This is a genomic window from Pseudomonas sp. RIT-562 (assembly GCF_026241895.1).
Taxonomy (GTDB): Bacteria; Pseudomonadota; Gammaproteobacteria; order Pseudomonadales; family Pseudomonadaceae; genus Aquipseudomonas; species Aquipseudomonas mandelii_F.
The window spans coordinates 205,926-221,416 of sequence record NZ_JAPJIV010000005.1 but is presented as its reverse complement, the minus strand read 5'-3'; the positions used below and the strand labels follow the sequence as shown (position 1 = coordinate 221,416).

General features: G+C 58.5%; 18 protein-coding genes. 13 read left to right on the top strand and 5 right to left on the bottom strand.

Going from position 1 to position 15,491, the window contains the following annotated elements; all coding sequences use genetic code 11:
• Positions 1 to 2 precede the first annotated feature (2 nt).
• From ORL50_RS09530 to ORL50_RS09505, 6 genes are read left to right on the top strand one after another with little or no spacing between them, the layout of a single operon-like run.
• The gene (locus ORL50_RS09530; RefSeq protein ID WP_020300905.1) at positions 3 to 416 is read left to right on the top strand and encodes a TIGR03750 family conjugal transfer protein; all 414 of its coding nucleotides are present in this window, start codon (positions 3 to 5) and stop codon (positions 414 to 416) included.
• Entirely contained in the window at positions 413 to 1,054 is a 642-nt protein-coding gene (locus tag ORL50_RS09525) for a PFL_4703 family integrating conjugative element protein (protein ID WP_020300906.1), read from the top strand. The genes ORL50_RS09530 and ORL50_RS09525 overlap by 4 nt, the downstream gene beginning before the upstream one ends.
• Positions 1,051 to 1,863: a TIGR03749 family integrating conjugative element protein gene (locus tag ORL50_RS09520; protein WP_150580261.1), complete on the top strand. Its 813-nt coding sequence runs from the start codon at positions 1,051 to 1,053 to the stop codon at positions 1,861 to 1,863. Before ORL50_RS09525 ends, ORL50_RS09520 begins: the two co-directional genes overlap by 4 nt.
• Positions 1,853 to 3,373: a TIGR03752 family integrating conjugative element protein gene (locus tag ORL50_RS09515; RefSeq protein ID WP_194690356.1), complete on the top strand. Its 1,521-nt coding sequence runs from the start codon at positions 1,853 to 1,855 to the stop codon at positions 3,371 to 3,373. Before ORL50_RS09520 ends, ORL50_RS09515 begins: the two co-directional genes overlap by 11 nt.
• A complete protein-coding gene (locus tag ORL50_RS09510; protein ID WP_150580263.1) occupies positions 3,336 to 3,752 on the top strand; it encodes a TIGR03751 family conjugal transfer lipoprotein in 417 nt (138 codons plus the stop codon). The genes ORL50_RS09515 and ORL50_RS09510 overlap by 38 nt, the downstream gene beginning before the upstream one ends.
• Positions 3,752 to 6,505, top strand: coding sequence for a conjugative transfer ATPase (locus ORL50_RS09505; protein WP_150580264.1), 2,754 nt, complete (start codon positions 3,752 to 3,754; stop codon positions 6,503 to 6,505). Before ORL50_RS09510 ends, ORL50_RS09505 begins: the two co-directional genes overlap by 1 nt.
• Positions 6,506 to 6,543: 38 nt before the next feature.
• Here ORL50_RS09505 and ORL50_RS09500 read toward each other — a convergent pair whose 3' ends face one another.
• The 3 genes from ORL50_RS09500 to ORL50_RS09490 form a co-directional block, all read right to left on the bottom strand.
• Positions 6,544 to 7,278: an ATPase gene (locus ORL50_RS09500; RefSeq protein WP_150580265.1), complete on the bottom strand. Its 735-nt coding sequence runs from the start codon at positions 7,276 to 7,278 to the stop codon at positions 6,544 to 6,546.
• Complete coding sequence (locus ORL50_RS09495) at positions 7,275 to 7,523, bottom strand: hypothetical protein (RefSeq protein WP_020300912.1); 249 nt, start codon at positions 7,521 to 7,523, stop codon at positions 7,275 to 7,277. The genes ORL50_RS09500 and ORL50_RS09495 overlap by 4 nt, the downstream gene beginning before the upstream one ends.
• A 365-nt stretch (positions 7,524 to 7,888) precedes the next feature.
• A complete protein-coding gene (locus ORL50_RS09490; protein WP_096116162.1) occupies positions 7,889 to 8,146 on the bottom strand; it encodes a LasR-specific antiactivator QslA in 258 nt (85 codons plus the stop codon).
• 169 nt (positions 8,147 to 8,315) lie between these two features.
• Here ORL50_RS09490 and ORL50_RS09485 point away from each other — a divergent pair, with 169 nt between their 5' ends.
• The 5 genes from ORL50_RS09485 (at position 8,316) to ORL50_RS09465 (ending at position 12,890) form a co-directional block, all read left to right on the top strand.
• On the top strand, positions 8,316 to 8,570 hold the full coding sequence (locus ORL50_RS09485) for a helix-turn-helix domain-containing protein (protein ID WP_096116161.1): 255 nt from the start codon (positions 8,316 to 8,318) through the stop codon (positions 8,568 to 8,570).
• 105 nt (positions 8,571 to 8,675) lie between these two features.
• Positions 8,676 to 9,632: a TIGR03756 family integrating conjugative element protein gene (locus ORL50_RS09480; protein WP_150580266.1), complete on the top strand. Its 957-nt coding sequence runs from the start codon at positions 8,676 to 8,678 to the stop codon at positions 9,630 to 9,632.
• Entirely contained in the window at positions 9,629 to 11,011 is a 1,383-nt protein-coding gene (locus ORL50_RS09475; protein WP_150580267.1) for an integrating conjugative element protein, read from the top strand. Before ORL50_RS09480 ends, ORL50_RS09475 begins: the two co-directional genes overlap by 4 nt.
• 3 nt (positions 11,012 to 11,014) lie before the next feature.
• Positions 11,015 to 11,323, top strand: coding sequence for a hypothetical protein (locus tag ORL50_RS09470; protein ID WP_150580268.1), 309 nt, complete (start codon positions 11,015 to 11,017; stop codon positions 11,321 to 11,323).
• 10 nt (positions 11,324 to 11,333) lie between these two features.
• Entirely contained in the window at positions 11,334 to 12,890 is a 1,557-nt protein-coding gene (locus ORL50_RS09465; protein WP_150580269.1) for a conjugal transfer protein TraG N-terminal domain-containing protein, read from the top strand.
• Between the two features lie 8 nt (positions 12,891 to 12,898).
• Here the strand turns inward: ORL50_RS09465 and ORL50_RS09460 are convergent, their stop codons facing one another.
• Entirely contained in the window at positions 12,899 to 13,264 is a 366-nt protein-coding gene (locus tag ORL50_RS09460; protein ID WP_150580270.1) for a DUF3742 family protein, read from the bottom strand.
• Between the two features lie 455 nt (positions 13,265 to 13,719).
• On the opposite strand from ORL50_RS09460, the gene ORL50_RS09455 reads away from it, so the two are divergent.
• Positions 13,720 to 14,049 carry a hypothetical protein gene (locus ORL50_RS09455; RefSeq protein ID WP_150580271.1) on the top strand — a complete coding sequence of 110 codons (330 nt, stop codon included), beginning with the start codon at positions 13,720 to 13,722 and terminating at the stop codon, positions 14,047 to 14,049.
• A gap of 130 nt (positions 14,050 to 14,179) precedes the next feature.
• Positions 14,180 to 15,139 carry an ArdC family protein gene (locus tag ORL50_RS09450; protein ID WP_150580272.1) on the top strand — a complete coding sequence of 320 codons (960 nt, stop codon included), beginning with the start codon at positions 14,180 to 14,182 and terminating at the stop codon, positions 15,137 to 15,139.
• A gap of 132 nt (positions 15,140 to 15,271) precedes the next feature.
• Here ORL50_RS09450 and ORL50_RS09445 read toward each other — a convergent pair whose 3' ends face one another.
• Positions 15,272 to 15,469, bottom strand: a complete 198-nt coding sequence (locus ORL50_RS09445) for a DUF7740 domain-containing protein (RefSeq protein WP_007901093.1) — start codon at positions 15,467 to 15,469, stop codon at positions 15,272 to 15,274.
• Positions 15,470 to 15,491: the final 22 nt, after the last annotated feature.

Sequence of the window (15,491 nt, the reverse complement as noted above, 5' to 3'; positions counted from 1 at the left end):
ACATGAACGACACTATCGAACGCCTTGCCGACGGCACCTTGGTCTTTCTGCCGGAGCGACTCAACCGCGATCCTGCCGTACTGCGCGGTTTGACCAATGATGAGATGTGGGTAGCTCTCGGCACTGGCGCCGCCATTGGCCTGCTGCTGGGCGTTCCTCTAGGGATCGTCACCTCGTCTATTGCCGTTGCGCCGACCAGCATGATCGCAAGCATGGCGCTGGTGTTATTTGCCGGTGGTACGCTTTTGCGTCGGGCCAAACGGGCTCGCCCCGAGACCTGGTTGTACCGCAAGCTCGAATGGATACTCGCCAGCCGTTGGCGCCTGGGGCGCGGAAGTTTGATTCTCCACTCCGGCGCCTGGACGATTCGCCGTTCGCGTCGACTGCGCCCTGCCCTGTTCCGGTGGCAACCATGAATCGTTTTCGGAACAAGGTGGATGCCCAACACGCCCACATCTTCAGCCTGCGTCTGGCGGTAGTGATTCTGGCCCTGGTCTGTGCCGGACTTTGGTATGGCTGGCGCTCGGCACCGACCGATCTGACGGTGCATGTCCCCCCGGATCTGCGCTCGGGCAGCACTCGCAAGTGGTGGGATGTCCCCCCAGAGAATGTCTATGCCTTTGCCCTGTACATCTTTGGCCAACTCAACCGCTGGCCTTCGGATGGCGAGCAGGATTATCGCCGCGCCATCTATGGCTTGCAGTCCTACCTGACACCCGCCTGCAAGGCCTTCCTCGACGGTGATTATGAGTACCGCAAGGCCGCCGGCGAGCTGCGCCAGCGGGTGCGTGGCGTCTACGAAATTCTGGGCCGAGGCTACAGCGAAGATCCGGAACTCAGGGTCAAGCAACTCGACCGCGACAGCTGGCTGGTCAAGCTCGATCTCAATGCCGATGAATATTACGCCGCCGAACCGGTGAAACGGGTGGTGGTGCGGTATCCATTGCGCGTGGTGCGTTTTGATCTGGACCCCGAACGCAATAAGTGGGGGCTGGCACTGGATTGTTACCAGGGCACTCCGCAAAAAATCTCCCTGCCTGGAGGTGAGCCATGAAGCGGATTTCTACCCTGGGACTCACCGTTGCACTGATGCTATGGGGAGCTGTAGCGCAGGCCGTCGAGCTGATGCACTGGGAACGCCTCCCCCTCGCGGTCCCGCTGGTGATCAATCAGGAACGAGTGGTCTTTATCGATGAGGCTGTTCGCGTCGGTGTGCCCTCAACCCTGACAGGCAAACTGCGTGTGCAATCAACTGGCGGCACGCTGTACCTGCGCGCGTCAGAAGCCATTGCACCGACACGACTGCAACTGCAATCGGTCACGACGGGCGAGATTATCCTCCTGGATATCGCGGCCACTCCCGGCGATCAACCGCTGGAGCCCGTACGTATTCTCAAGAATGCTCAGGGGCAAGCTACCGAGGCTGAATCTAGCACCGTCCCTGTTCCAGAACACACACCGATCCCGGTCGCTTTGACGCGCTACGCCGCGCAAAGCCTGTACGCGCCGCTGCGCACCGTGGAGTCCCTGCCCGGTGTACGCCGCGTCCCGCTCAAGCTGCGTACCGAACTGCCGACCCTGCTGCCGACCGAAAACGTGTCCAGCACACCCATCGCCGTCTGGCGACTCGGTGATTACTGGGTGACGGCGGTGAAATTGCGCAATCGTGGTTCAGAGACGGTGCAACTCGATCCGCGTCGACTTCAGGCCAAGCTGTTCGCCGCGGCCTTCCAGCATGCTTTCCTCGGGCCTGTCGGCAGCGCTGAAGACACCACGATCGCCTACCTGGTCACCCGCGGTGCCGGCCTCGAGCAAGCCGTGCTGCTCCCGCCCGTTGCGCGAGGTGCTGACGATGAAAGCTAACGCCTTGCTCAAATGGCTGGTACCGGCTGCGCTGTTGGGCGTGGTGCTGATCATCCTGAAAACCTGGGTCCCGGGTGGCAGCACACCTTCTCCAGAGCACCCAGTTGATCAGGGCAATATTCAATTATCCGCCGAGCAAGCCAAGTCGCTCGGCATTGCAGGCGATACCCCACGCGACACGGTCGCCACCCTGGTCGGCCAGGTGAAGGCCATGCGCAGCGACATGCTCGGTTTGAAGAAACACAATGACTCATTGCAGACGGAAAACAACCGCCTACGCGAGCGGGAAAACAGTGTCGATTCGCGTATCCAGACCGCGCTTGGCAGTGTGACCCAGCAGGTCGACGAAGGCCGCCGCCAAGCCAACGAGGCCCGACTCAAAGCGGAACAAGACAGTCGTCAGGCTCGCGGCCTGCTCACGCAATTGCAGGATCAGTTGTCGGGGCTGACCGGCAAAGGCAAGGATATGCCAATCGGATTGGGGATCGAGCCTGGCGACGGTGCTCAGTTTGACGGACAGCATCCTGCCAATGATGCGCTGCAGTGGATTGAACCCTCGGATGCTTCGGGCACCGACACCCGAGGCAAAACCAAGACCTCCTCCCCCGCATTGAGTCTGCCTACCGCCTTCAACTCACTGGAAGGCTTGAAAGACAATCCTATTGATCGCAGCCAGAAACAGCTACGTGCAGTCACCAAGGGTGAGCGTGACCTGACGCGATCCGTTGACCGAACCGAAGGGGCGAAGCCGGTCTACACCATCCCCGAAAACGCGACATTGATGGGCTCAGTCGCCATGACCGCGCTGATCGGCCGCGTCCCGGTGGACGGCACTGTGAATGATCCCTATCCCTTCAAAGTGCTGGTTGGCCCTGAGAACCTGACCGCCAACGGCATCGACCTGCCAGACGTCGCGGGTGCCGTGATGAGCGGCACGGCGTCCGGTGATTGGACCCTGTCTTGCGTACGCGGACAGGTCGAGTCAATCACCTTTGTGTTTACCGATGGCACCATCCGCACGGTGCCTCAGCCAAAGGCGGTAGCCAGCCGCAATGCCTCCACCACCCAGAGCTCGAACACTGACAAGATCCGCGGTGGACTCGGTTACTTGTCCGATCCGTATGGCATTCCTTGCATTGCCGGCGAGCGCCGCTCGAACGCCCAACAGTACCTCGGCAGCCAGAGCTTGATCACCGCAGCCGGCGCCGGGGTCGCTGCCCTGCTCGGGGATGAGCGGAACAACAGCAGCGTGATCAGTTCGGGCGGCAGTGCCTTCGGGGTCACCAACAGCACGGGCAACAGCGCGCTGAATTCAATCCTCAGTGGTGGGGTCAGCGACATCCGCGAGTGGGTGAACAAACTGTATGGCGAAGCCTTTGCTGCCGTGTACGTACCACCTGCAGCACAGGTCGCACTGCACCTTGACCATGAGATCACCATCGACTACGAGCCCAAGGGCCGGAGCGTTCGCCATGAAAAAGACCATGCTTCTCTGCCTGACCTGGATTAGCTTGCTCTGCTGGGTCCTGACGGGGTGTTCCACCGATAAGGAAACGCTTTTGCCCCATGGCGAGCAAACCATGCTGGACATCTGGAACGGCGCCGGTTCACAAGGAACTCAGCAGCAACTGTTGGAGGCTCGGCAACAGTTACGCTGCCCGCTGGCTCAGGCAGATTTCTCCTCTTCTCTCCAGGAACCGTACACTCGCACAGCGGCGAATGAGATCCGCAACCTGTTCCCTCGCCTGCCCAATCCCGATCTAGTGCTGTACGTGTATCCGCACCTGAGCGGTACCGAGCAAGCACCGGTCCCGGGTTACTCAACCGTCTTTCCGTTCTACCAACGGGTGCAGTACGCATTACCTGGTGAACGTCAGGAAGACTTGTAGTGCGTACCGGCGATTCGGGCAACCGCACTCACGCGTGGAAAGCTTGGCGCAACCCGTCGCGCCCGCGCGTGACCTTAGCCGATGAAACCGCACTGTATGCGCACAACCCCAGCTTCACCGATCACCTGCCTTGGGTCGAGTACCTCGACACTGAGCAGTGTTTTCTGCTCGATGACAATCGTTCGGTGGGTGCGGTGTTCGAGTTGCTGCCCATCGGCACCGAAGGGCGCGAACCCGATTGGCTGATGGCGGCCCGCGATGCCCTCGAGGATGCCCTGCAGGATAGCTTTGACGAGTTGGATCAAGCGCCTTGGGTGGCGCAGTTTTTCTGCCAGGACGACAACGATTTCACCCCCTATCTGACCCGACTCACCGACTATATCCGGGACAGCGCGCGAGGCACGGTCTTCACCCAAGCATATTTGGAGCTCAGCCGTCGTCATCTGAAGGCCATCACCAAGCCCGGTGGTCTGTTTGAGGATAAGGTGGTTACGCGCCTATCCTGGCGTGGCAATAACCGACGGGTGCGCCTGGTGATCTATCGCTGGCTTGAGTCTGACGCTGAGGAGACGGGACTCACTCCAGTGCAATCCCTGCAACAAGCTTGCGAACGTATCGCGGCTTCGTTGCAGGCGTGCGGGGTGCAATCGACACGAGTCGATGGCCGAGGTCTTTATGCCTGGTTAGTGCCCTGGTTCAATCCTGCGCCCACGCTAACCAATGAAGCGCCCGAGGAGTTCTACCAACGCGTTGCCTATCCGGAGTCTGCCGAGGGCGAGTCGCTGGAACTGCCCTTCGATCATGACTTTGCCGAGCGGCTGTTCTTCAACGAACCGCGTTCGGATGTGCAGCACGGACTCTGGTTTTTTGACGATCAGCCCCACCGGGTCATGGTGGTGGACAAGCTTCGCCGGGCGCCCTTGATTGGTCAACTCACCGGAGAAACTCGCAAGGGCGACGCGGTGAATGCCCTGTTCGACCAGTTACCCGAAGGCACGGTGATGAGTCTGACCTTGGTGGTCAAACCGCAGGATGTACTTGAGGATCAGTTGAACCGCCTTGCCCGCAAAGCCATCGGTGAAAACCTAGCCTCGACCCAGACCCGCCAAGATGTTGAAGAGGCTCGTACGATCATCGGTCGCCAGCACAAGCTGTATCGCGGCACCCTGGCGTTCTACGTGCGCGGTCACGATGAGCAGCAATTGCACCAGCGCTCGGTCAGCCTGGCCAACGCGCTGTTGGGTGCGGGGCTGCAACCGGTACGCGAAGGCGATGAAGTCGCCGCCTGCAACAGTTACCTGCGTTGGTTACCGATGGTTTACAACCCAGCCCGCGACACGCGCAACTGGTACACACGCCTGATGTTCGCCCAGCACCTGGCGAACCTCGTTCCAGTCTGGGGCCGCAGCACCGGCACTGGCCACCCAGGCATCACCCTGTTCAACCGCGGGGGGTCGCCACTGAGCTTCGATCCGTTGTCACGCCTGGACCGGGCCATGAATGGTCATTTGCTGTTATTCGGTCCCACCGGTGCCGGCAAGTCGGCCACCCTGGTCACCCTGCTGATGCAGGTCATGGCCGTGTACCGTCCTCGCTTATTTATCGTCGAGGCCGGCAATTCGTTTGGTTTGCAGGGTGACTACTTCGCGACACAGGGCCTGTCGGTAAACAAGCTCCAATTGAAACCTGGTGCCTCGGTCAGTCTCGCGCCCTTTGTCGATGCTTGGCGCCTGGTCGAGCAGCCGGATCAGGTCGCGAGTCTGTCGATCGATGAGCTGGACGATGAGGCGGTAGCCAGTCACGAAGACCGGCGCGATGTTCTCGGCGAATTGGAGATCACCGCCCGCCTGATGATCACCGGCGGCGAGGCCGAGGAAGAAGCCCGCCTAAGCCGGGCCGATCGCAGCTTGATCCGCGAGTGTATCCTCGATGCAGCACATACCTGTGTCGCAGCGGACCGCCAGGTACTGACCCGCAACGTGCGCGACGCCTTGCTGCGCGTCGCCGCTGACCCGCATTTGCCGGAGAAGCGTCGTGAGCGTGCCCAGGAAATGGGCGAGTCCATCGACTTGTTTTGCCAGGGTTTCGAGGGCGAACTGTTCGATCGCGAGGGCACGCCTTGGCCCGAGAGCGATGTGACCATTGTCGACCTGGCCACTTACGCTCGCGAAGGCTATGAGGCACAGATGTCCATCAGCTACATCAGCCTGATGAACACCGTGAACAACCTTGCCGAGCGCGACCAGTACCTCGGGCGGCCGATCATCATGGTCACCGACGAAGGCCATATCGTCACCAAGAACCCATTATTGGCACCGTTCGTGGTCAAGGGTACGAAGATGTGGCGCAAACTTGGCGCGTGGTTCTGGCTGGCGACGCAAAACCTTGCCGACTTTCCCACTGCTGCGCAGACCATGCTCAACATGATCGAATGGTGGATTTGTTTGAACATGCCGCCGGCGGAAATCGAAGAGATCGCCCGCTTCAAGAAGCTCACACCAGCGCAAAAAAACCTGTTGCTGTCCGCCAGCAAAGAACCAGGCAAATACACCGAAGGGGTCGTACTGTCGAAGAAGCTCGAGACGCTGTTTCGGGCCGTGCCACCCAGCCTCTATCTCGCCCTGGCTATGACGGAGCCCGAGGAAAAAGCCGAGCGCTGGACACTGATGCAGGAGAACAGTTGCTCAGAGTTGGAAGCGGCTTACCGGGTAGCTGAACGGATCGATAGCGCACGAGGAATAGAGCCCATATAAGGGAGGTGTGGCGCTCCCAGCTTTGGCCAATCCGGCAGCTAGCCGTTGGACACCTTTTCAACGTAGGCATCCATGAACCAGTCAGGGACCTCATCAACCCTGAACTCAAGGTCCGTCCCATCCGTAACTTCGGCCAGCAGCACCAGATCGGCACCGGAGTTATCGAAGATGTAGGCCCGGTCCGAAGCAGCAATAGCCACAGGCAGCAGGCTCAGGCAACGGCCGTAGCGCTGTACAATTTTTTCTGTGGGAACTGGGTGCCCACCTGCCGCGACACGGTTCCTGACCCTGTTGATATTGATGTCAGGGTCTTCAGTTGCCACAAAGTACAGGTAGGTTCGGTATCCAGACTCTCTTGCCTTGAGCATAAAAGCGATTTTGTCGTCGCTAGACATCACCGTTTCGAAGGTGAAAGACAGCTGGTCTTCGAGGAGCTTGTTCCGGATGAAGTCAGAGAGCACGGAGGCAAAATAGGAGTTCATCGCGACCGTCTGGAAATTCAGGCCGTTGCTGCTAAAGCCTATGTTGGTCGCCTCCTCATCGAGCCGGGCAGACCTGACCAGCCGATGCTCCCTAATGAAACCGAGGACCTCATCACCCTCAACTTCCAGTTGAAAATCACTGAACTCCAGACGACCGCTGTCTTTGGCAGCCTTCTCGATTTCATCCGGGTTAATGTAGATACCGATCAGGTGGGAAGGGATGGCACTTTTCATCGTGCTCTTGCCGGAGCCGTTGGGTCCAGCAAAGACCCTCAACCGAGGGACAGTCATGAGCAACGGCGCACCTTAATGACGCCACCCAGAGTCACTTTGTGCTTGGGCTTGGCCACCCGAATGACTTTGTGCTTACCGTCAGCAGTCGTTTCAACAAGCATGCCGTTCATGACTTCCATCACACTGCGGCCGGCAGCCAGGGCGTTGATATAGGCGGTATTGATGGCGCCTTCAGCCATGACCGGGATCTTATCCTCCAGTCGGCTCACCAGATCGTCACTCAACACTCGTTTGGCTTTCATATCGCGCTCCACGTTCTCAGAGCGTGCAGAATCTGCACTTAATCAGAATCTTAGCTACGTAAACCTGTTTGTAACAGGGCGAAAGCTACTTCTGTCAGCCTCCATTCTAGAGGAATGGCGTCTGGAACCATACCTTTCAAGAGATTTTCACGTTCGATGCATGACCGGTGGCATTTGAAGCAAGTGCCGCCCTTGGTGCAGCGCCCAAATAAGGGAAGCACAATCCCCCACCGAGTTGTTCAGCCGGTGGAAAAAACGCGCCAGCGAAGCGGCAATCGTTCTTAAACTGCATGGTCTGTGTCGATGCAGCCAGGTTGAGTGCAAACGGGCGATCAAGACGATGCAATCGCCCATAAGCAACAGGGTTACTGTGACACGCTCCGAAGCCGTTGCTGAATTCTCAACAGAAAACCGGCTTCGAAGGCATCTTGGCAGTCACCGACAGGAAAGGTCTTGCGCGTTTGCGCCAGTTCCCACCACAAAGGAATATCGGTCGTTGCCTCAAGCCAAGCCTGGGCACATTGCACACCACGCTCGATCATCGGCGAAAATTCGCTGCCCCAAGGTGTCAGAAGACTTGGGCAATCATCCGCCGCGGGAATTGAAATGTAGTTTTCGTCCATACGCACCCTAGATTTCTGATTTTATTGTTAGACACTGGACCCAGCCTCGAAATCTTAACGACACCAAATGAACGCTCGATAACAGGCATGGGCACCAAATGTCCTAATTCAATGCCAATGTAGACTATATCCCGTGGATTGAGAGTCCCTCAAGGCGCAATTTGCGCGCATGACTCAAGACTACGAACAACTTCGTCTGCAACTGGCGGAGAACATCCGCTGGATGCGGCGCGTAAAGAACCTTACCCAGGAGCAGCTGGCGCTCATGGCCGAGGTGGATCGCACCTACGTCAGCCAAATCGAACGATGCGCGGGCAACCCCTCGCTGTTGGTCCTGTGCAAACTCGCCAATATTTTCGAAATCACCACAGATCAACTACTTGTAGACCCCGATACCCTGCGCAGCTCCCTTCACGTCAAATAATAGTCCCACGCCTCACAAATCCGATAGATCCGCCTTCATAATTCCCACTGACAGTCTTCAGTCCCTAACCGAACCTGCCCAGGCCATACACCGAGAGCCTGGATAATGCCTGTTGCCTGCTCGTCACTTCCGCCCACAAAACTACGGCCCTTGGCGCTAAGCATTCTGCTGGCGTGCGGCCTAAGCATGGCGCTGGACACCGTCAGCATCACCTCCTCCGTGCTTTCGCCAAACTGTCTCGAATACAGGGTCGTCGGTATTTGTTTCTGGCTCCTCTGCACGCCCTTCGGCTGCACAGTCAAAACCTCGACCAAGGTTCGTCATTTCATTCCTGAACTGGTCGTCTCGAGCTACGCCACCACCGGCAATAACCCCTGGACCGAGATGACCACCCTCTCCGCTCCCATCAGCGGTGCAGAAGGTGGCGGCAACCTGATCACGCCGAACGCCCGCCGCGACAACCTGCCTCGATTCAAGAACGTTGATGGCATCGGCCACCCCGGTGGCTGGGTCGCAACGCAACTGGCTTCGCAATCCGGCTATGCCTGCGCCAGCGGTGCAACTGCATTAATGCCTTACTACCTGAGTACCCTGGACTCACTGGCCTGGCGCCATGGCATCCCAGAAAGTTTCTACCCCGAATCGCTCATGCCGGGGATCCGTGAAATTGGTCGTCAGGTCTCGGGAAACATGTGGGGCAACGTTTATCCCCGGCAGGGCTTTCTGGTACAGCCCGACGATTTCAAGGCGGCCGCAGTCATGGCGCAACGCGCCGGCGATGTGATTACCCACAACTGGCAGCCGCATGTGTACTTACCACTCACGCCCGCCAAACGCGACGGCTACTGGCCGCCTGGCCCGATCGTTGAAAACGACGCTTCGACCCACAAATGGCAATTGCTCTACCCCCAGGTGCAGCCCACGTGCGCCATCTTCCCCAGCGATCCGGTACAGAGCGCGGATGGCGGCTACGCCTGGTCGCTGTGGCGTCCCTATAGCTGCTGCAAACGTGAGGGACAGACCTTCCTGTTCAGCATCGACTTCGAAGGAGGTGCTTCATGAGTCGGCTTCTCGCGCGGCCCTGGTTGGGCACGATGAGTCTGTTGCTCTGTGGACTGCTCGCCATTGCCACACATGCCTACGCCGCCGAGGGCGATTACCGTCTGGGTACTCAAGGTGAAGTACTCGACGACCGAGTGATGTACACCATTGGTGGCGGCTCGGCAGTGGGCTCACCGAGCTCGCTCTATCGACCCAGCGGTCTCGGCGTCGGCGGCTCCTGGCGAGCGAACATGATGTGCGGAAACATGAGCCTCACCAACACCCTGCAAAACCAGCTGAACGGCGTCACCGAAGGTTTCCAGCAGATCATGGGCAGCATCGTGCAGAACGCGACCCAAGCGGTGATGTCGCTGCCGGCGTTGATCATCCAGCGCGCCAACCCCGGTCTGTATGAGTTGCTCAGTAACGGGGTGATGCAAGGTCGGATCGACTTCGACCGCTCCAAGCTAACCTGCCAGGCCATGGCCGAAAAGATGGCGGATAAGGTCGGTCAAGCCGGCTGGGGTGCGCTGGCCAAAAACCAGGAGATGCAGGGCAATCTGGAGCAAACCGGAGGTGATGCGGTGGCAGCGGTGAAAAACACCGAGGCCCATAACGGCAACAATGGGGTGTCCTGGGTCGGCGGTTCGAAGGCCGGAGGTAACGGACAGACGCCCATTCGGGTGACCGCCGACGTGGTCCGCGCAGGCTATAACCTGCTGCATAACCGTACGGTGGATGACAGTGCCTCGATCAGTAGCAGTGATTGCCTGGGAGGGGCTATTTGCCAGACATGGGCTTTGCCCCAAGAGGAGTCCGACTGGGCCGTTCGGGTGTTGGGCGAGAGCGAAGTCGCGACCTGCGACAGCTGCGAAACTCTGCGTGCGACCGCTGGCAGCGGACTGACGCCGCTGATCCAGGAGGCCTATAACGAGCGCCTCAAGGCCCTGCAAGGGCTATTGTCTGGCTCTCTGCCGCCTACCCCTGACAACCTGGCGAAAGCCTCCAGCCCGATGCTGCCGGTGACCCGTGGTGTGGTCGAAGCCCTGCGTGACGACCCCGATCAGGACCTGTTGGCGCGGCGCCTGGCCAGTGAGACGGCCTTGTCCAGTGTGCTCGACAAAGCGTTGCTGCTACTGCGCACCCTGCTGGCGGGCAGTCACGAACCGAACATCGCCTCAGCCGAGCCGGCACAGAGCGCCTTGACGAAAAACATCGACACCCTGGAGCGCGAAATACGCCTGCTGCAGACCGAACTGCAGGTCCGGCAGATGCTGGCCACCAACACCGCCAGCCTGGTGCTCGACCGGCATGCCGGTGGTGCCGACGCATCGCGTACCGTCGAGCAAGGCGACCCCGAGCCCGGTCGACTCAATGATGCTGACGCCAGGCGCAAGTGAGCCATGAAACGCTCACCGCTATTCACTTTGCTTTCAAGTCTGGGGATTGCCGCAGTGATGATCCTGACCGCTGCACTGGTCGCATGGATCGGCCGCACTGCGCTAGGTAGTTTCGAGGCCTGGCAGCAGGCATTCGAATCCGTACGACCCTATCTGCGGGGGTGGCGTGCCCTGCTCTACGGCGCCCTCTTTGCGCTCTGGTGGGATCTGCTTCAGCGCTACCGACATCGACCCCAGGATCGACTGCGCGTGAAACGCATCGGGACATTAGGGCTCGTGCTCTTTACCTGCGTCGAACTCACCCGACTGTGAGGTCACCACCATGCTCCTGAGCACCAACAGCTACCTGGAATTTTACCTCTCCCTGCTGGCCTGGATCATTAACAACGGACTCTGGAGCGTCCTGTCCGACACCGGGCTGTTTGCCGCGCCCTTCGGCGCGATCATCCTCCAGGAATGGCTGTCAGCCCGTCAGCAAGGCGCGGATGAGGGAAACAAGGGATTGCTCTCGGTGCCGCGGATCGAGAACCGGTTGTGGCTGGCCTACATCGTCGTATTGTTCGGCTGCGCGCCGGTCTTTCCGTTGAGCCTCTCGTCAATGACGTTCGATGATGCGGCAAGTCAGCGCTGCGGCGTAAGTGTGGCCAAGCCAGCGGAAACCGCCTGGGGGACGACCTTCAATACCATCGGCGAACGCTCCGCCAACGTACCGATCTGGTGGTTTCTAGTGCATGCCTTGAGCAAAGGGGTAACCGCCGCAGCCACCGCCTCCATTCCCTGCGCACCGGATATTCGGCAGATGCGCATGGAGATCGACAGCTCGCGTATCAACAGCCAGGTACTGCTGCAGGAAGTCGCCGACTTCACCCGCGACTGTTATGGCTATTCCCGTTCTCGGTTGTTTACCAATCGCCCGCAACTGGACAAGGCACAAAGTCACGACGCGTCCTGGATCGGCTCAAGCTATCTTCTCGACACGCCCGGCTACTACGACACGGATCGTTCACGCACACCGCGAATCAGTTGGCCGTATGACGAAAGCCGCGATGTTTCCTTGCCGCGGCTGGAGAATGGCGCGGGCTACCCCACTTGCAAGCAGTGGTGGAGCGACAGCGGTGTTGGCTTGCTCGAGCGGTTGATCCAGCAGGTTGATCCCTCTCTGCTGACTCAGCTGAAAGGTTGGCTGACTGGCCGCTCGAGCAACGAGATCGAGGATGCCACCCTGCGCGAACTGGTCAGTCCGCGCCAGCAATCGATGTCCATGTCGCCCGGACAGGTGTACCAGGACTATGGTTCCAGCGCTCGTGGCGGCTCGATCAATCAGGGGCTTAATAACCTGGCCACCAATACCGGCTTGGCCCTCGGCTCCTTCAGCAACTTCCCGGCGATGAATGCGCTACGCGCCGCCCTGCCGATGGTGCAGGCTTTCCTGATCATGGGCATCATCATCAGCTTGCCGCTGATCTTGCTGGTCAGTACCTATCAGTTGAAGACCGTCATGACCGTGACGTTCGCGCTGTTCACCTTACACATGCTGACCTTCTGGTGGGAACTAGCGCGTTGGGTCGACTCCAGCATGCTCGATACCCTGTACAACCAGGTTTCGGCTTCCAATCAGGTGCTGTTGTCGCTGCCCACATCCGGGTTTATGGATGGGACTGTCACCGCGCAGGTGATCGAGTACGTGATGGGGGCGATGTTCATCGTGCTGCCGATGGTTTTTCTAGCCACCATGAGTTGGGCCGGATATAGCGTAGGTTCAGGCGTAGAAGGAATGCTCAGCAGGGGAACCCACGCAGCACAGACAGCGAGCTCTAACGGAACCTCTCAGTTGATGAGCGGTGCAAGAATTGTTTCGGGTAAATCGAGCTCAAAATAACCAAGAGGCTACTTCAGAGAACCCCATTTATCGTACCGCTCAGGCCAAGACGTTCTATGCACTGGATCATCGATATCGTCAATACCTGGAGTGTCTGAATCTTGAATTGGGATAGCTGCTAATACGACGATTGTGCACATCAGCACAAACAACCAGAAGCTAACAAAAATAAATGCTCCGAGCAGAGCCAACTTGGCAGCCAGAAAACTCCCGCGAACAAGAATTTTATCTGCGGGCATACCTACCGTCTCCGCACGCTCAACCACGCGGGATTCAAACGTTTTCAACCTGCGGTAACCACGCTTCACCGACATACCACAGACGTACGCCCAGCGGTGGACACGTGAACTCTGAACAGGTTGCTGAATCGGCATGGTCTCGCCCTCTTCTGAGCGTTTTCATGGTTGAGACAAGAGCAATAGCGTACTACTGAAATCGGCCCGTGCCTGACCGTTTATCAGTTTGCCCCAGCCGAAAAATCTTCACTGGAAGACAGAAGACAAGCTCCGTGAAACAGCGTCTCTACAGTCATTGACCCATACAAATCGTCCAGTTAAATACAAGGTACGGATCGCTGTTATCGACAGCACTTTCCCAGGTAGTCAGAACCTTCAAGGCTACGTCACTTCGATGATGGCTCTCCCCAAGTGCGATTAGCGTTCGGTAGCTCGCACGGTGACCGTTTCTACGGTGATGAACGCCTACTGCTCTCCTGAGCGCCTTTCGAGCTCTGCTCGTCAGGAAAACCTTCTTGATTTTCTTCAACCCACTGCGGGGAAATTTTTCCCGCACGGGACAGGTTTCTTCGCGTTTTCAACGGAGACATACCATGCCCGACTCACTTACACCGGAAACACTGAACACCCTTCGGTTGCCCATCGTGTTCACACCTGGCGCGTGGCAACGCGCAGTACAGCTCGAGCGTTCCGATCACGCTGGGAAGCTGCAGATCGATCGGTTGAGCCACGTATTGCGCGCAGCCTTCGAAGCCCACCTGGCCTATCCACAAAAGCCCTATGTGCTGTTCGAGGTAGTCCACATTGAACCAACCGATCACTTCGACCACGACCCGTTGCTGCAATTGAGTCTCAGCCTACTCCAAGAACCGGGTCAGCCTGGCGCCTTACTGATAGCGCTTACAGGAGAACACCAGCGCTAAGCGCAATTGGCGGCGCCCACCTCCACATTCGGACGGCATGCAGGCCTGCATCAATCCAGCCCATCACCCACCGGGGAACTCTCCCCCGGCGGGCAAGGCGTTCCTCCATTTTTCTCTCGAGGAAATTGCCATGCGCGATATCTACCAAGACGTAACTGACAAGATCGTTACCGCGTTAGACCAAGGCGTTGCTCCCTGGATCAAACCCTGGTCCTCAAGTGGCTCCGCTTACATCGGCCATCAACCCTACCCCATCAATGCCATCACGCGACGTCCGTATTCGGGCATCAATTTACCGCTGCTCTGGGCCGAGGCCAGGTTGCAGGGGTTCACTCAAGATCGTTGGCTGACCTTCAACCAAGCTAAAAAGGCCGGTGGGCACATCCGTAAGGGTGAGCACAGCACTCTGGCTGTGCTCTACAAGCCGATGGAGCGCGAGGAACAGACCGAGTCAGGCCAACCCGTACTCGATGAAAACGGTCAGCCCAAGGTTGCTCACTTCGGCATTCTCAGGACGCATTTTCTGTTCAACATCGAGCAAACGGAGGGGCTCGAGATGTTCAATCAAACCCTGCTCGAAACGGAACCGACCGATCCATTCCAGGCCAATAGCGTTGCGGAAAATCTGCTGTTAAGTTCAGGTGCACACATCGTTCATCGGCCTGCCGACGAAGCCTTTTACCACCCGATCAGGGATCTCATCCAACTGCCGACAAAAGCACAATTTCACGATGAAGGCGGGTACTACGCCACCGCACTGCACGAGCTGACGCACTGGACCGGGCATCACGCTCGGTTGCAACGTGAGGGGGTGACGTCAGCCTATCCGTTCGGCTCGCCAGGCTACGCGCTTGAGGAGTTGATCGCCGAGATGGGCGCTGCGTTTTTATGTGCTTACGCCGACATTCAGGGAGAGCTGAGGCACGAGGGCTATATCGATTCCTGGCTCGGCCTGCTCAAGGCTGACAAACGCGCGATCTTTCGCGCCAGTGGTCACGCCCGAAGCGCCTCGGAGTATGTACTCAACCTGGAGCAGAAACTGAAGCAGATGGTAATGGATGACTCACGATGCATGAACGATGGAGTTTGATTGTTACCTCACCGCTGCAATCGCATCACAGGGCCCAACGCGAGTTGGGCCCTTTTTTCTGCGCCCAGAAAAATCCCCATGCCGCGGGGCTCTGATGCAAAGAATCAGAGATGGGCACACACCCGCAGACTGTCATTCCGCATCCAGGTTCTGCGCCAGAAAATCCACCAGTTCAAGCGGACTCCGGCTGTCGATCACCTTGTAGATCAGATCGCGTTTACTGCGCGGCAACTTCTTGACCACGCTCTTCGCCGAGGCCCTGACGGCTTCGTCGGTCCCATGGATACGTGCCGCGAGCAGCAGCACGAGCGTGGCGTCAGTGAGGTTCATGGCAAGACCCAAAAAATAGGCA

What these genes read in the sequence shown, in the direction of transcription:
- ORL50_RS09530 (WP_020300905.1), top strand. Translation starts at nt 3, where the DNA reads ATGAACGACACTATCGAACGCCTTGCCGACGGCACCTTGGTCTTTCTG.
- ORL50_RS09525 (WP_020300906.1), top strand. Translation starts at nt 413, where the DNA reads ATGAATCGTTTTCGGAACAAGGTGGATGCCCAACACGCCCACATCTTC.
- ORL50_RS09520 (WP_150580261.1), top strand. Translation starts at nt 1,051, where the DNA reads ATGAAGCGGATTTCTACCCTGGGACTCACCGTTGCACTGATGCTATGG.
- ORL50_RS09515 (WP_194690356.1), top strand. Translation starts at nt 1,853, where the DNA reads ATGAAAGCTAACGCCTTGCTCAAATGGCTGGTACCGGCTGCGCTGTTG.
- ORL50_RS09510 (WP_150580263.1), top strand. Translation starts at nt 3,336, where the DNA reads ATGAAAAAGACCATGCTTCTCTGCCTGACCTGGATTAGCTTGCTCTGC.
- ORL50_RS09500 (WP_150580265.1), bottom strand. Translation starts at nt 7,278, where the DNA reads ATGACTGTCCCTCGGTTGAGGGTCTTTGCTGGACCCAACGGCTCCGGC.
- ORL50_RS09495 (WP_020300912.1), bottom strand. Translation starts at nt 7,523, where the DNA reads ATGAAAGCCAAACGAGTGTTGAGTGACGATCTGGTGAGCCGACTGGAG.
- ORL50_RS09490 (WP_096116162.1), bottom strand. Translation starts at nt 8,146, where the DNA reads ATGGACGAAAACTACATTTCAATTCCCGCGGCGGATGATTGCCCAAGT.
- ORL50_RS09485 (WP_096116161.1), top strand. Translation starts at nt 8,316, where the DNA reads ATGACTCAAGACTACGAACAACTTCGTCTGCAACTGGCGGAGAACATC.
- ORL50_RS09480 (WP_150580266.1), top strand. Translation starts at nt 8,676, where the DNA reads ATGCCTGTTGCCTGCTCGTCACTTCCGCCCACAAAACTACGGCCCTTG.
- ORL50_RS09475 (WP_150580267.1), top strand. Translation starts at nt 9,629, where the DNA reads ATGAGTCGGCTTCTCGCGCGGCCCTGGTTGGGCACGATGAGTCTGTTG.
- ORL50_RS09470 (WP_150580268.1), top strand. Translation starts at nt 11,015, where the DNA reads ATGAAACGCTCACCGCTATTCACTTTGCTTTCAAGTCTGGGGATTGCC.
- ORL50_RS09465 (WP_150580269.1), top strand. Translation starts at nt 11,334, where the DNA reads ATGCTCCTGAGCACCAACAGCTACCTGGAATTTTACCTCTCCCTGCTG.
- ORL50_RS09460 (WP_150580270.1), bottom strand. Translation starts at nt 13,264, where the DNA reads ATGCCGATTCAGCAACCTGTTCAGAGTTCACGTGTCCACCGCTGGGCG.
- ORL50_RS09455 (WP_150580271.1), top strand. Translation starts at nt 13,720, where the DNA reads ATGCCCGACTCACTTACACCGGAAACACTGAACACCCTTCGGTTGCCC.
- ORL50_RS09450 (WP_150580272.1), top strand. Translation starts at nt 14,180, where the DNA reads ATGCGCGATATCTACCAAGACGTAACTGACAAGATCGTTACCGCGTTA.
- ORL50_RS09445 (WP_007901093.1), bottom strand. Translation starts at nt 15,469, where the DNA reads ATGAACCTCACTGACGCCACGCTCGTGCTGCTGCTCGCGGCACGTATC.